Below are 15,261 nucleotides of genomic sequence, written 5' to 3' on the forward strand. Positions count from 1 at the left end.
AATATGATTGGTGAGACAAATGAAATTATCGCAAATAGCTAACTTTAAAGAACTATATAATATAAAAGATAATGAAAATTTAACAGAATTAGCACAAGATATAAGAGACTTTTTAATTGATTTTGTAAATAAAAATAACGGTCATATTGGAAGCAATCTTGGAGTAACTGAATTAACATTGTCTATTTTTTCATATTTTGATTTAGACAAAACTATAGTTTTATTTGATACAGGTCACCAATCTCACATATATAAACTTTTAATTCACGGTGTAGATAAATTTAAGACAATAAAGCAGTTTAAAGGATTAAGCAATTTTCAAGAAATGAAAGAATCGGATTATGATTGAATAAGTACAGGACATAGCTCAACTGCATTAGCATATCAATTTGGCTATTCTCTTGCGAGTAATAAAGAAAATATAATTTCAATAATAGGAGATGCTGCTTTTTTTGGATCATATACTTTACCAGGTTTAATGAATTTAAGAAACTCATCAAAAAAAACAATAACGATATTAAATGATAATAATGAAGCAATTGGAATTAACTCTTTGAAAATTAAAGATATAAAAATGTATGTTGAATCTTTAGATATTAAATATATTAAATGTGATAATGGTCATGATTTTCAAAAATTATTTAAGTCGTTTGATGAAGCTAAAAAAGAAGAGGGTCATGTTCTTATTCACTGTATTACAAAAAAATCATTGGGTTATAATGGAGAGAAGCAATTATTTTCAAATCATTCAGTGGAAAGTGAAATAAAAAACAGTTATTCTAAATTAATTGCTTTAGAGCTTGAAAAGAAATTTACACAAAATGATTATTTAATTTGTCCTGCAATGTTAAATTCTTCTAATTTGGCTAATTTAAAAAACAAGTTTAAGAATAATGTAATTGATGTTGGAATAAATGAAGAATTTAGTTTATTAACAGCAAGTGCTATTGCAAATTGCAAGAAAAGAACTTTTGTTTCAATATATTCGACATTTTTTCAAAGAGTTTTTGATCAATTAGTGCATGATGTATTTAGAAATGATTTAGCGCTTACTTTTCTTATTGATAGGGGAGGTTTAAATTTTAGTGGGGGAGTTAGTCATCATGGAATTTATGATGTTTCGCTTATAAATAACTTTTCAAACGCTATTATTTGTCAACCTTACAGTATAAATGATGTAAAAATTTTACTTGAACATGCTTATTTAAATAAAGATAAACAATTTTTTTTAAGATATGAAAATTTAGAAGCTATAAATGATAATTCAAACTCAAAATTTAATATTGGAGAATGACAAGAATTAATTTTTGATCAAGAAAATAAAATAACATTAATAGGTTATGGGCAAGTTTTAAAAGATTTTTTTAATTACATTAAAAATAATAATTTAAATATAAATTTAATTAATGCAAGATATATAAATCCTATTGATAAAAAAATGTTAGCAAAACATTCAAAAAATAAAATTTATGTATATGAACAAGTTATTGATAAGAATAATTTATTAACAAATATTAAAAGACAATTTAATAATTTAGATATTAGAGGTTTTGCTTTTAATAAAATAAATATTGAACACGGTAATAAAGATTTAGTTTTAAAAGATTTAGCAATGGATGTTGAAGGTATTATACATAAGATAGTTGAGGTGTAGAATATGAAAGATATAATAGATAAAAATTATTTTATAAATAAACTTTCTAGAGATAAAGAAATTATTGATTTAATTTCTAAACAATCTGATAAACAAAATGTTAACTTTTTTGAAAACTTAAAAAAAATAAAAGATATATTACATTTGAAAAATCAAACAGATAAAAAAATTCTAGATGAATATGAAAAGTTAATTATAATACCAACAGGAACAGAAGAAACTTTAATTAGAGAACTAAATCAATTTAATAAGGAAATGTATGATAATTTACCAGAACATTATATTATTGATTTTGATAAAACTTTAACTACAGATACTAATTCAAAATTAGATATTTCAAAAATAAACAATTCAAAAAAAATAAAAAAAGATTATAAGAAAAATATTTTAAATCTTTCAAACCCATATATTCAAGATTCATCAATTGCTTTTGATGAGCAAGAACATAAAGAAATAGATCCTTATGTTGAAAAGACAATTCATAATTTTGAAGATTTATTCAATAATGATTCGTTAACAAAGGATAATCAAAACTATATTAATAATCTTTTAGATGATAATCAAGAGTCTTTTAATTTAGTTAAAAGTACTGAACAAATTTATGCTCAGTCAATTGAAGAAAAGGAAAAAATGATTTCAGAAATTAGAGAAAGTTTAGTTGATGGAAATTATGGAAAGTTAAATCTAACAAAACCTTTATCAATTTCAACAGCAAGATACATGAGAAAACTAGCTTCTCTTAAAAAAGGTTTTATTAAAAGTTATGGTGGAGAATTATTTAAAAAAATTAGTGAATGAGTTCACAAAGAAGAAGTAATGTTTGAAAATATGGATAGAGCGCAAAAAATTGACAAACTAGCAAAACAAAAAATTAAATTAATAAATAAAAAAAATTCAAAATAAAGTTTAAGGAGAATTTTTATGAAACAAAGACTTGATCAAATATTGTTGAAAAAAGAATTAGCAGAAAATAGAAATAAAGCAAGAGGTCTTATAATAGATGGAAAAGTTTTAGTTAATAATGAAAAAATTACTAAACCTGGAACATTGTTTGATCAAGAAAAAATAAATATAAAATTATTGAATCAAGAAAATGAATTTGTAAGTAGAGCTGGAAAAAAATTATTCAAAGCTATCAATTTTTGAAAAATAAATTTAGAAGATAAAGTTTGTTTAGATATTGGTTCTTCAACTGGAGGTTTTACTGACTGTTGTTTGCAACATGGTGCACAATTTGTTTATGCAGTTGATGTTGGAACAAATCAACTTGATTGAAAAATAAGAAATAATATTAAAGTTAAGTCGATGGAAAAAACAAATTTTAGAAATGTTACTAAAGATTTTTTTGATAAAGAAATAAATTTTTTTTGCTGTGATGTAAGTTTCATTTCAGTCGAAAAAATATTAACTCCTTTAAAAGAAATTGTAAGTGATAATGTTTTGGGAATAATTTTAATTAAACCACAATTTGAATCTGATAAAGAAGATGTTAAAAATGGAAAAATAAATTCTAAAGAAGGACATATAAAATCTATAAATAGAGTTACTAGTTATTGTAATCAAAATAGTTTCTCTGTAATTGATATTAATTGATCTCCAATTCTTGGAAACAAGAAAAAAAATATTGAATATCTTTGCCTTATAAAAAAAACAAGTCAAATTAAAAATCAATTTGATCAAAATGAAATTCCAAATCTTGTAAATAATTGTTGAAAGTTTTTTGAAAATAATTATGAAGAGTAAAAAAGTTATTTTTCTTTTAGACATGGATGCTTTTTTTGCAAGTTGCCATATGGCAGAAGATCCAACTCTAAGAAATAAAAATCTTGTAGTGGCTTCTCCAAATAGAAGAGCTATAGTTACAACAGCTAGTTATAATGCAAGAAAATTTGGAATTAAAGCTGGAACTCCAGTTTTTCAAGCAAAGGAATTATGTCCTAATCTTTATATTGCAAATTCAGATTTTAGTTTATATATAAAATATTCAGAGCAAGTATTTGATATTATTTATAATAATTTTACAAAAGAATTTGAAGTAGCTTCAATTGATGAATGCTATATTGACATGACAAAAGTTTGAAAAAAATATGGTTCTGTTAAAAAAACTGCGCAAGCTTTAATTGATATGATTTATAATCAAACAGGTCTTTCAGCATCAATTGGAATAAGCACAAATAAATTTTTGGCAAAAACTTGTGTTGAATTTAATAAACCAAAAGGCATTTCAATTTTATTAGAAGAAGAAATTGAAAAAATTCTCTGACCAATGGAAATTAAAAAAATGTTTATGATTGGTCCAGCAACAGAAAAAATCTTAAATGAAAATAATATTTATAAAATAAGAGATTTAGCTTTAACAGATGTAAATAAAATTATAGAGTTACTTGGAAAAAGGGGACTTACACTTTGGTATTGAGCAAATGGTAAAGGTGATGATCAAATATCGCGTCAAGCAAGTGAATTTAAATCAATTGGTAATGAACTTACTTTAAATTTTACAACAACAAATTATGAAGAAATTGAAGAAATAATTTATGAAGTAAGTTTAAAAGTTGCAGATAGAGCAAAAAAAAGATATTTGCAAGGAACTACAGTAACTATTGTGGCAAGGTATTTAGATGATATTAAACCAGAAATTTATAGTAATAAAGAAAGAAAAAAACATTTAACAAAACAAGAATCTTTTCAAACTCCAACAAATGATCCAGAAATAATTTATTCAATTTCAAAACAGTGTTTTTATGAATTATGACAAGGCCAACCTATTCTTTTATTAGGAGTTAGATTAAGTAACTTAAGCAATCAAATAGAACAAACAAAACAACTTTCAATTGATGAAATAGATTTAAATGAAGGAATAAATTATAATGAAATTGAACAAATAATTTATAACTTAAATTTGAAATTTGGAAAAGATAAAATTTTTACAGGAGATAAGTTAGTTAAATATATGGACAAAAATATTGTCCAGTCGAAATTTCTGAAAAATGATGATGTTCATATTTCAAATGAACAAATAGTTAATAAGTGAAAAAATAAATAGGGGAGTTAATATGAAATATAGAATTGATGATTTAATACTTGAATTGCATTCAATACACAAGCAATTAAATACTTTTTTATTTTCAAGTACCCTTTCGGAAGTTAAAATTTCAATTGAAACAAGTAAACGAAGAAACAGATTAACTTTGGGACACTTTGATACATCAAAAGATTGATCAGATAAACTAAATCAAATAACTATATGAACATTAGCTTTAAATGGAGATTATCTTAATATAATTGCAGTCCTGGTTCATGAAATGGTACATCAATATAACTATGAACATGATATTAAAGATGTTGAGAATAATCAAAGGCATAATAAGCAATTTAAAAAAGTAGCAGAAAGTATTGCCAAATTAAATATTATTAAAACCAAATCTAGACTAGGTTTTGCTTTTACAACTCCTTCAACAGAACTTGTAGAGTTCATTGAAAAAAAACTTGATTTTAACAAAGATATTTTTAGAAAAATGATTCACAAAGATGCAATAGAATATAGACCTAGAGGTTATAATAAGAGTAGTAGATATATTTGCAATATCTGTAATACAGTTATAAACAATTCAAGAGAAAAACCATTAAAAATAATGTGTATGGATTGTAATAATATGTTCGAAAAAATAAAATAGTGCATATTGCAATATACACTATTTTAAAAATATATCTAATCTTTGTTTAATTTAAACACTCTATAATGTTAAAATTATCTTAGTATTATTGATATATATATAATTTTTTAGGAGGTTCTATGTCAGGATTCGCACCAAAGTTTTGCCCTACTCATTTACAAATTCATGTTTGTGAGTTACAAAACGTATTTGAAAAAAATAAAAAAATAGAAGATAAACTTAGTGCAAAAGTTCGAAGACTTCATGGAACTCAAACAGAAGAAGAACTTGCAATAGAAAAATCAAAAAGAAAAGATAAAGAAGGTACTTTAGGAGATATTTTAGCTAAAGCTAAGAAAAAAATTAAAGCAGATAAAGAAGCTTTAGCTAAAAATGATGTAGAAACTAAACCTGCAAGTGAAGAGGAAATAGGAGATAGAATGGCTGCTTTAAGAGCAAAAATGAGTGGAGAACCCTCTTCTTCCCCTATTTCTGATAATTCAAAAATGAGTGTTGTTGAAGAAACTGGACTTCAAAAAATTATTAATCATGCAAAAAATCATCAAAATAATCATCCACAGGAAAATTTTAAGACCCCTCAGAGAGCAAAAACAGGTGAAAAGCAGCAAAATAGTACTTTAAAAAATAATAAACCTTCTCAAGTGTCAAAAGACTTAAATTTAAATAAGATTGAAGCTAAAAATACTGATTTAGAACAAAAAGCTATTAAAAAAGAAACTAAATCATTAAAAAAACAAAGTTCTGTAAAAATGTTTAGTCAAAAAGAAGCTGAAGAGTTAATTCAAATTGCAGTAAAAGAAGCTTTAAAACAAGTTGGTGTTTTTGAAGAAGATAAATTTGATATTAAAGACAATGATCAAAAAAGTTTAGTTAAACAATCAGTTTCAAAAAAAATTAACAATGTAAAAAGAAGTACTTCTGATAATAAAACTAAATCAACTAATAAAACTGTAAAAAAAGATAAAAAATAAAAGAGAAAGAAAACTTCTCTTTTATTTTATTATTAATTAATTTTATAAATTGCTATTTTTAAAGAAAATAAACTCCCCCTTTTTAATTTTTTAAGTTTTTTTGTTTTCCTTTAGAAACTTCTACTCTTAAATTAAATCTATAAAAACTATTTTTTCGAAAGTACACTTATTCTTATTTAAGCAATTTAAATTTACAGTTTTTATCAAGAATTAATAATAAAACAAATACAATTGTATTAAAAATTATAAATGAAAAGTTAACTCCTGTTATTACTCCTCATGATGTTTTTCAAAAAGCAAAGGTTAATATATAAATTAGGATAAATCAAATAATATTTAATACTGTCAAAAAGATATATAATGACTTCATTTTTTTAGTTAATGTAATATTAATAAAGTTAATACTTGCAAAATAAATCATAAATATACATATTAGATTTATTGTAATAAATTGAATTATTTCTATAACTGATCACATTAGAATATTAACCCTCCATATTTTTGATATCCTCAATTTTGTTCATTATTAAAGTTTACTGTTTTATAATCATTTTCTTTTAAAAACTCAAGTAAGTCAGGTAATCATTCTTTTGCATATGCTCTTGTATGACAAACTAAAATTTTACCTTTACTTAAATGAGATTTATATTGTTTTAAAATTTTTTCTTTTCCACAACTTTGTTCCTTATAATCGCAACCTAAATAACCTCTTATGAAATAGTCAATTTGTAATTTTTCTTGTAAATAACCCATTCCTCTATAATATTGAAGATAAGGCATTCTTACTGGAATATCAGCAATACTTTTTTCTATACCATTTTCAGCATATATTTTAACTATAAGTTCACTTGTTCTATAAAATTCTTTTTCATAAGCTTTTTTTGTTTTAAATTGATACTTATTGTGATTATATGAGTGATTTCCTAATGAATGACCATCTTTTATCATTCTATCAACAACTGCTTTTGTTTGTCCTTGATCAGTAAAGTACTTTTCATAATTAATTCCTGTACCAAAAAATGTTGCTTTAGCATTATATTTGTCTAATATATTCATAATTTCAACATCATCAGTAACAGAGGGACCATCATCAAAAGTTAACATGACTACCTTTTCACTTGTATTGATTTTGTTCACTTCATAGTTATGTTTTGGTGTTGAAAAATTAAATACTAAACAAAAAACTAGAATAAAAACAATTAATATATTAATTAAATTAACTTTCTTTTTCATTTTTTTCACCCTATTAATATAATATAAAAAATATTTGAAAAAAGTAGTTTTAATTTACTTTTCTGATGTAATCTTTAAAATTAATAAAACCTATTTGTAATGTAAATTAGTAGCAGCAGTTTCAAGAATATCTAAATCTTTTTCCACTAACTTAATTTTATTTCTTGCCATTTCATAAGAATCTCTTCCTACAAAAATGTGCATTGGAATTTTCTCAATTTGTGATAAATCAGTTAATAATTGAGCATATTTTTCTGGATCTCCATCTTGAAAACCATTTCATGATTTAACTGTATTGACTCATTCATTTCTTTTATCTGCATAATCTTCAATAATTGATTCACCTGTTACTAAAGAATTCTCTTTTAAGAAATTTGTTCTAAATCCCCCAGGTTTTATACTTGAAATAGTAATTCCTAAAGGTTGCAATTCATAGCTAATACTTTCTGCAAAACCATCTAATGCAAATTTACATGCTGCATATAAGCTGTTAAAAGGAATTGTTGCATAACCTCATCCTGAAGAAGTTACATAGATATGACCTCATTTTTGTTTTCTCATAAAAGGAAGAACACATTTTATTACATTTAAAGTTCCAAGTAAGTTATCATTTATATAATTTTGCATTTCTTGTGAACTTGTTTCTTCAAAACTTCACATATATCATAACCAGCATTGTTTAATAAAATATCTATTGAATTAAACTTTTTAATCCCCTCTTCAATAGCTTTAGTAATACTTTTTTGATCATTAATATTCATATTTACTATTAATAAATTTTTATTATTTTCAAATAATGATTCTAACTTTTCTTTATTTCTAGTAGTTGCTATTACTTTAAAATTTTTTGATAATAATTTTTTTGTAACTGCTAAACCAAGTCCTTGACTTGCTCCAGTTACCATTCAAATCTTATTTTTCATTTTTTCTTATCTCCTTACTTTTCAAGTTTAAAACACTATAGCAAGTATAAGGCAAGTAAAAATATTTTTATTTTTTAATTTCTTTAGTTATTATCTATTAATTTATTAAAGTTAATTGGATTTCATTCATCTTCAATACCTGTTTCTATTATTTTTTTATAATGCAATTCTTTTAAATTAAGTAAATCTAATTGTTCTTTAAGATTGTTAATTTTTTCTAATAAAATATTTTTTTGTGCAACAATAATATTAAATCGTTCTGTTACAGTTCCATCTCCTTGTAAACATAAATTTAAATATTCTTTTATTTTTTTTATTTCCATTCCAGCATCTCTTAATATAAAAACCATTTTAAATCATTGTAAATCCTCAAAATTAGCATATCTATAGTTGTTTAATTCTCTTTTCATAAATGGAAATAGTTCTTTTGAATCATAAAATCTAAAAGTCTGTTCAGTTACATTAAATATTTTTGTTAGTTCCTTAATTCCAAGTTTTTTCATTTTACACTCCTACTTTATTAATTCAACTAAACTATCAATGTTTTTATAAAAAGTTTTTTTATCTGAATTATTTTCCAAAATATAATCAAATTTATAATCTTTTAATTTTTCTTTTTGAAATTCAGTAATTGAATCTATCTCTTCACAATTTCTATTATCTCTTTTTTCTACTCTTTTAATTCTTTGACTGTGATTTTTTACAAGCAAAATTGTTTTATCAAATTTAATATCTATGCCACTTATTACAGCAGCTTCAATAAAAATTAACTCTGCTTGTTTTTCAATTAAAATTTCATTTTTAATTTCTTTGGTTATTAAAGGTCATGCTATTTTTGTAAATTCATTATTTAATTTATGATTATTAAATAATTCTTGTCTTAAAATTAATCTATCAATTTGTTCATTAATTAAAGCATTGGGTATTTTTTGTTTAATAAATTCTATAAGTTCTTTTTCATAAAGTATTTTTTTTGAAATTTCATCTGCTTCAATTATTTTAATTTTGGGATTTTTATCTAAATATTGCAACATTGTTGTTTTTCCACTGCCAATAAATCCACTTACTCCTATAATTTTCATTTACACACCTTCTTTAATTAAAAATAGTACTAAAAAATTTTTTTATACTATTTTTAATTATAAATTATTTTATTAATGTAGTTTGCAATTGTTGCTTTAATTGGAGACATTTCTTGAATTATTTCTAAGCAAATATCTCTATAGTTTTTTAAGTCTTGATTATTATTTGCTATTTCTAAACGATTAATTACATTGCTCTTTTCATCAATATTCTTTCAAATTGATGAAACTCTATTTTTTAAACAAAATCCAATTTTGGGTAGTAATTTTTCATTTTTAAAAGATATTATAAAAATTCGTTCTAATTGAACTTCAGCTGTAAAAAGATCTCAAGTTTTAAGAGAAAATTTATAATAATCAATTAATTCCTCTAAATCAATTTTAAGTCTTCCAAATAAATTTAATTCTGAGTTATTTATTAACTCTTCTATTAAATCAACAAACTTTTTATCTGTTGAAGTTAAATTATTTATCTCGATTTCAATTTGAGAGCCAATATAATCTCAATTTATGTCTTTTGTATTTTGAATTTGCTCTAATTTTTCAATTGTTTGTTTGTATAAAATTGAATTTTGATTATTTGAATCTTCAAACATTTTTTTAATACTTTTGAAATATAAAATACATTTAGTAGAAGCATTTTCATAATATTGATAACTATCATTAATAGTTTCATGTCTTTCAATTTGATTATTTTCTAATTCATTAGTTTCATCAGTTATAGTAAAAGTATTATCTTCTTTATTAATTTGTTGATCATTTAAAATAGCTGAATCAAGAGATTCCTCTTTTTTATTTTCTATTTCATCAGTTACATTAAAAGTTCTATCTTCTTGATTGTAATATTCATCAGTTATATTAAAAGTATTATCTTCTTGAGTGATTTGTTGAATATCTAAAGTAGTTGAATCAAGAGATTTTTCTCTTTTATTTTTCATTTTATTAATTAAATTTAAAGTATCGTTTTGTTCATCAGTTTCATTAACAGATTTATTTTTTATTTTGTCAATTTCATTGATTATATTCAAAGTATCATTTTCTTGACTATACTGCTCATTTGTTGCACTAAAAATATCTCATTTTTCAGTATCTAGTTGACTAGTTGTTTCAAGAGTTTCTAAAACTTTTGGATAACTAGATTCATTATCTTCTACTTTTTCTTTTTTATTTTTTGATTTTATTTTTTTCTCTTTTACTATTAATTCTTTTACAAATTTTTGACCTGTCTCTTCTTCTAAACTTTTTAAAAATATTATATTAACTCTTTTTCAACTACATTCTCCACAAATTGTACCTGCTAAAGCAACAATTGAAGCTGTAAATTGGATAATTGTAGGAAGCAAAATTCATAAAATTAAATCTGAACTTTTATATTCTGTTTGACTTGTTCATATACCTGATGAACTGTGAAATATACCAAATGAAAGTCAATATATGTTTGCAAATTGACCATCTAATAACTTAGAAATTGAATCTGCAATATCTTTATTAAATGATATAAAACTACTAAAACTAAATTGAAAAGAAATACCTAATATAAATGGCGATGCTGACAATACAGAAATTAATGAAGTAAATGAAAGTAGTATCAATAAAATTCATGACAATGTCATTGTTAATTGATAACTTCTAATTGGTCTAGTTATTTTAATGATTTCTTTTTTATTTTTTAAGTTGTATCCAATAATATGGATTATTAATCTACAAGTCATAATAATTAAACCTACAGTACTTATTATTAAAGGAGTTCAATATATTAAAACATCATCAGCAGCTACAATTAAATTTTTACCATCATATAAAAAACTTAATAAAACTTTTTCAAAGTTATTTGAAACGATAATTTTATTAACTTGATACATATTTTCTTTTGTAATTATTGGAGATAACATCATTAATAACGAATATGAGAAAATAATTATTGAAAAAATCATTAATGAAATTATCATATAAAATGGCTTTTTATTATTTTTTAATAGTTTAATTTTTTTCATATCTATGATTCCCTTATAAAATTAACTTTTTATTATTATATAATATCTATTAAAGTTATTTTACCTCTAAAAACCGTATTGACATTCTAAATTTTATATTTATTATAATTCACCCCTAATTTTATTGATATATAATTCTAAACCTATTTTTACATATAAATAATTAAAAAATGTTTTAATTCATTTAATAAAAACTATTTTATTAAATTTAAGTAAATAAAAAAACCTTTGAAAAGGTTTTAAGAATTAATATTTAATAAATTGCTCAAAATCTGATTTTAAATCTCGATAAGTTAAGCAATCATTAATTAATTTAACTTGATTTTGAATTAATTCAAATGTTGAGAACTTAAATCTTTGTTCACCAGATAAATAAATTCCATCTTCTTCTATCTTATGATCAGGTTTTAAACAAAATGGTAAAACTTCTTTATTTATCATACTTTCATTAAAATATTTAAATAAAGGTCTGTACTCTCCTCTACCTGGACCCAAATTAACTAAACCTAAAGCAATTTTTGGATCTACTATAAATAAGCTTAAAATATTAATCTTAGTTCTATCATCTATAAAATTAGCTATTGTTTTATTTGTTAATAAGAAAGTATCTTCGTCTAATTCAGATATTTTGAAAAATTTAAAAAATGTATTATTTACCACATTGTGAAAATAAACATCTAAGAATTTATAGTTTTGATTTGTTAAAATATCGCTTGGAATAATAATTGTTTTTTGATATTCTTGCAAATTAAAGTTTATTGAAGATGTCTCTACATATTCATAAAGACTTTCAAAAGTTCTTTTACTAAAAATATAATCATACATTTCAAATAGTACATAACTGACAACATTTAAAATTACTAATCTATAATATTGTTCAATTTCAAAATTTAAAACATCAAATATTCTATACTTTTTATTTAAATCTCCAAATGAATATTTATATTCACCATTAATTAATGTTATTAAAAAATAAAAATATTTTAAAAATAATACTTCTTTACCTGTCATTTCTACAAATTCATCATTTTTCTTGATTCTTTTATCAACTATAGCTTTTGCTACTTTTGATATTTGATTGAATTGTTTTATTATTTTTTTAGTATCAAAATTTTGATATTGACTAAATAAAAGCTCTATAAAAGGAACATTTTCAACTTCAATTTCTTCTACTTGATCACTTACAAAATCAATGTATTTAAAACAAGAGCTTCCATCTTCATTTTGAGTTTTTCAATTATTTAAAAACTCACTTGGCAGTATTAAATTTCTTCTAATTCTTCTTTTCATATATTCACCTGTTTTTAATCATTTTCTATTAATTGCATTTGCTTTTCTGGAGAAATTGGTGTAGCAGTAATTATTAATTTATTTATTTTTTCAATAACAAAATAAATATCTTTCTTTGGAGTACTTATATATATGTGTCTTGATGTTTCAAAACTATAAGTTGATTTTTCGATTAATTTTAAGATTTTCTCTTTTAATTTGAATTCTTCTTCATTTGCTAGATTAAGACGTTGTCTTATCCTCTGAATTGAATGAGTTGAAAAATTATATTCATGTTTATAATAATAACTCAATCAAATCACCTCACTTATTAATTATAATCACTTTTTTCTTTATTACAAAGCAAAAATGCTATTATAAATTAATAAAAGTTAAAAAATATTAATAATTATTTTTTATTAAAAATTTTTTAATTTCTGATCCACTTCTATATTTGATTTCATTATTTTTTGAAATTATTCTATGACAAGGAACTATTAATAATATTGGATTTTGAGCCATACAAGTTGCTATAAAACGTGTATGATCTGGTTTATTAATATGTTTTGCAAAATCAGAGTAAGTCATGTATTGTCCATAATCTAATTTAACTAGTTCTTTTAATACATTCAATTGTTTTTCAGTTAAATTAGGAAGAAAAAAATCTTCAAAATTTAACTCAATTTTTTCTTTTTTTTCAAATTTTCTTAAAATATCTATGTATTTTTCAAATTCATCTTTTCTTAAAACATTTCTAACTTTATAACCTTTATAAAATTGATAAATATCATCTTTTTCAAAACCTAAATAACATAGTTTTTCACCAATTATTCCAATTTTCAATATTTTGTTTTCAAATATATTTATTTTAAAAACTTTAATTAATTTTTCTTCTCTCATTTCGATACACCCAACTTAATTATAAGAAAAAAAACACAATAATTATTGTGTTTTTATTTTCTTTAAAATCTTTTTATTTTTTTTCATCATCTTTATCTTTATTTTTATTTTGTCGGTCTTCAAGTGATTTTAAGAAAGCATCTATTTCTTCTTGAGGTTCATATAAGTTTGGATCTATTTCATAACTTCTTCCTTGCATAAGTTCTGAAATCATCATTTGATATTCATCATTTGCTTTTGCAATTTTTTCTCTATCAAGTCTTGGATTTAAGAAAAGAATAATAATTATAGTAATACCTGCCATTAAAACTGAAATAAAGAAGAATCATATTAATATTTTTGCCATTGTCATATCAAAATGATTATTCATTGCAGTTACTAATTGATCTAATCCTGATTTATTTGCATTTATTCAATTATTAAAACTTTCTGTTGTCATTGATTTATTATTTGTAACAACAGCAAGAAAGCCTGATAAACTACTAAAAGGAACATTTGCTCCAAAAATATAACCAATTGCTCTACTACAAGTAAATATCATCATAATTAAAAACATTGCAGGTACAACTAAGTTAATACCAGGGATTGTAAATTGTTGTCTATAAGTTTTTGGGGGTTGAACAATTGTAAAAATAATTCAACCCATCATTAATCCTAAAATAACTAAAATAACTATTGAAAATGGTCCACTTTGTATACCTAATGAATTTGATAAATATCAACTATATTGAGTTGATTTTCTTTTTTCTAAATAAGCACTTCAAGCTTGTGCAAATTCCTTGTCAAAACCTGATAGACCATTTAAATCATTGGTAATTTTAAATGAACTTACTAATTGAAATACAATAGATATTAGAATAAAAAATACAACAGATAATCCTAAAACTATACCTAAAGTTAGTTTTAATCATTTGGTATATTTAGGTTTTGTACTATAAGGATAAAACCTCATATCTTGTAATGGAGTTGGTGGAATTGTATTTAATCCACTACCCATAAATGGATTACCTTGTCCTGCATTTCCTCCTGCTCCTGCAACACCTGCAAATCCTTGAAAACCACTTTGTTGATTAGTATTTGTATTTGGTTGTTCTTTTGATTTATCTACTACTTCAGGTTCTGGTTTTTCCGATACTTTTAAATACTTTTCCTTCATTTCATCAGTAATTTTTGAGTTTTCTTTAACTAAATCTTCGGTCAATTCAAAATTTTGATCAGTTAATGAGTCTCTTGATATTTGTAAATTATTAAACAAATATGTTTGAATATAAGTAATATCACTTAAAACATCATCTGCTTTTTTATCTTCTGGTTTTATAAATTTAAGTTTTTCTTTAGTAATATTTACTAAAGCTTTTCCAAAAACAGGACTTCATTTTTGATCTTTAAAAGTACAATTTTCATTAATTTCCAAAACTAATAAATCATTAATTAATTCAATTGTTTGCTTTTTAAATTCAGAATTATTTAATAATTCAACTCTTAATTGCTCATTTTTTATCAAATTTGCTAACAAAAATATCGAATCCTGATATATCTTTTTAGCTTCCATCTTTTTAAC

General features: G+C 22.8%; 17 protein-coding genes. 6 read left to right on the plus strand and 11 right to left on the minus strand.

All coding sequences use genetic code 4. From position 1 onward, the window contains the following. Nucleotides 1-19: 19 nt before the first annotated feature. The 6 genes from SFLOR_RS03070 (at nucleotide 20) to SFLOR_RS03095 (ending at nucleotide 6,299) form a co-directional block, all read left to right on the plus strand. Nucleotides 20-1,654, plus strand: a complete 1,635-nt coding sequence (locus SFLOR_RS03070; RefSeq protein WP_169919191.1) for a 1-deoxy-D-xylulose-5-phosphate synthase N-terminal domain-containing protein — start codon at nucleotides 20-22, stop codon at nucleotides 1,652-1,654. A gap of 3 nt (nucleotides 1,655-1,657) precedes the next feature. Beyond that, nucleotides 1,658-2,557, plus strand: coding sequence for a hypothetical protein (locus SFLOR_RS03075; RefSeq protein WP_100916628.1), 900 nt, complete (start codon nucleotides 1,658-1,660; stop codon nucleotides 2,555-2,557). Nucleotides 2,558-2,575: 18 nt separating this feature from the next. After that, nucleotides 2,576-3,397: a TlyA family RNA methyltransferase gene (locus tag SFLOR_RS03080; protein ID WP_100916629.1), complete on the plus strand. Its 822-nt coding sequence runs from the start codon at nucleotides 2,576-2,578 to the stop codon at nucleotides 3,395-3,397. Then, nucleotides 3,387-4,697, plus strand: a complete 1,311-nt coding sequence (locus SFLOR_RS03085; protein WP_157806938.1) for a Y-family DNA polymerase — start codon at nucleotides 3,387-3,389, stop codon at nucleotides 4,695-4,697. Before SFLOR_RS03080 ends, SFLOR_RS03085 begins: the two co-directional genes overlap by 11 nt. A gap of 10 nt (nucleotides 4,698-4,707) precedes the next feature. Further along, nucleotides 4,708-5,328 carry a SprT-like domain-containing protein gene (locus SFLOR_RS03090; RefSeq protein WP_100916631.1) on the plus strand — a complete coding sequence of 207 codons (621 nt, stop codon included), beginning with the start codon at nucleotides 4,708-4,710 and terminating at the stop codon, nucleotides 5,326-5,328. Nucleotides 5,329-5,447: 119 nt separating this feature from the next. Then, entirely contained in the window at nucleotides 5,448-6,299 is an 852-nt protein-coding gene (locus SFLOR_RS03095; RefSeq protein ID WP_100916632.1) for a hypothetical protein, read from the plus strand. Nucleotides 6,300-6,471: 172 nt separating this feature from the next. On the opposite strand, the gene SFLOR_RS03100 is transcribed toward SFLOR_RS03095, so the two are convergent. The 11 genes from SFLOR_RS03100 to SFLOR_RS03145 form a co-directional block, all read right to left on the minus strand. Then, entirely contained in the window at nucleotides 6,472-6,777 is a 306-nt protein-coding gene (locus SFLOR_RS03100; protein ID WP_100916633.1) for a hypothetical protein, read from the minus strand. Further along, nucleotides 6,777-7,532 (minus strand): polysaccharide deacetylase family protein, encoded by a 756-nt coding sequence (locus SFLOR_RS03105; protein WP_100916634.1) that lies wholly within the window; start codon nucleotides 7,530-7,532, stop codon nucleotides 6,777-6,779. The genes SFLOR_RS03100 and SFLOR_RS03105 overlap by 1 nt, the downstream gene beginning before the upstream one ends. A 90-nt stretch (nucleotides 7,533-7,622) precedes the next feature. Then, on the minus strand, nucleotides 7,623-8,192 hold the full coding sequence (locus SFLOR_RS03110) for an SDR family NAD(P)-dependent oxidoreductase (RefSeq protein ID WP_281253756.1): 570 nt from the start codon (nucleotides 8,190-8,192) through the stop codon (nucleotides 7,623-7,625). Next, a complete protein-coding gene (locus SFLOR_RS06090; RefSeq protein WP_281253757.1) occupies nucleotides 8,144-8,455 on the minus strand; it encodes an SDR family NAD(P)-dependent oxidoreductase in 312 nt (103 codons plus the stop codon). Before SFLOR_RS06090 ends, SFLOR_RS03110 begins: the two co-directional genes overlap by 49 nt. 83 nt (nucleotides 8,456-8,538) lie before the next feature. Then, on the minus strand, nucleotides 8,539-8,958 hold the full coding sequence (locus SFLOR_RS03115; protein ID WP_100916635.1) for a MerR family transcriptional regulator: 420 nt from the start codon (nucleotides 8,956-8,958) through the stop codon (nucleotides 8,539-8,541). A gap of 9 nt (nucleotides 8,959-8,967) precedes the next feature. Continuing rightward, the gene (gene coaE, locus SFLOR_RS03120) at nucleotides 8,968-9,537 is read right to left on the minus strand and encodes a dephospho-CoA kinase (protein ID WP_100916636.1); all 570 of its coding nucleotides are present in this window, start codon (nucleotides 9,535-9,537) and stop codon (nucleotides 8,968-8,970) included. A gap of 53 nt (nucleotides 9,538-9,590) precedes the next feature. Beyond that, on the minus strand, nucleotides 9,591-11,531 hold the full coding sequence (locus tag SFLOR_RS03125) for a hypothetical protein (RefSeq protein ID WP_100916637.1): 1,941 nt from the start codon (nucleotides 11,529-11,531) through the stop codon (nucleotides 9,591-9,593). 246 nt (nucleotides 11,532-11,777) lie between these two features. After that, nucleotides 11,778-12,821 carry a hypothetical protein gene (locus SFLOR_RS03130; protein WP_100916638.1) on the minus strand — a complete coding sequence of 348 codons (1,044 nt, stop codon included), beginning with the start codon at nucleotides 12,819-12,821 and terminating at the stop codon, nucleotides 11,778-11,780. A 14-nt stretch (nucleotides 12,822-12,835) separates the two neighbouring features. After that, on the minus strand, nucleotides 12,836-13,114 hold the full coding sequence (locus tag SFLOR_RS03135; RefSeq protein ID WP_100916639.1) for a hypothetical protein: 279 nt from the start codon (nucleotides 13,112-13,114) through the stop codon (nucleotides 12,836-12,838). 88 nt (nucleotides 13,115-13,202) lie between these two features. Next, nucleotides 13,203-13,700, minus strand: coding sequence for a methylated-DNA--[protein]-cysteine S-methyltransferase (locus SFLOR_RS03140; protein ID WP_100916640.1), 498 nt, complete (start codon nucleotides 13,698-13,700; stop codon nucleotides 13,203-13,205). 73 nt (nucleotides 13,701-13,773) lie between these two features. Continuing rightward, a complete protein-coding gene (locus tag SFLOR_RS03145; RefSeq protein WP_100916641.1) occupies nucleotides 13,774-15,252 on the minus strand; it encodes a hypothetical protein in 1,479 nt (492 codons plus the stop codon). Between the last annotated feature and the right edge of the window lie 9 nt (nucleotides 15,253-15,261).

Origin of the sequence: Spiroplasma floricola 23-6 (assembly GCF_002813555.1) — a bacterium.
In the GTDB taxonomy this organism is placed as follows: domain Bacteria; phylum Bacillota_I; class Bacilli_A; order Mycoplasmatales; family Mycoplasmataceae; genus Spiroplasma_A; species Spiroplasma_A floricola.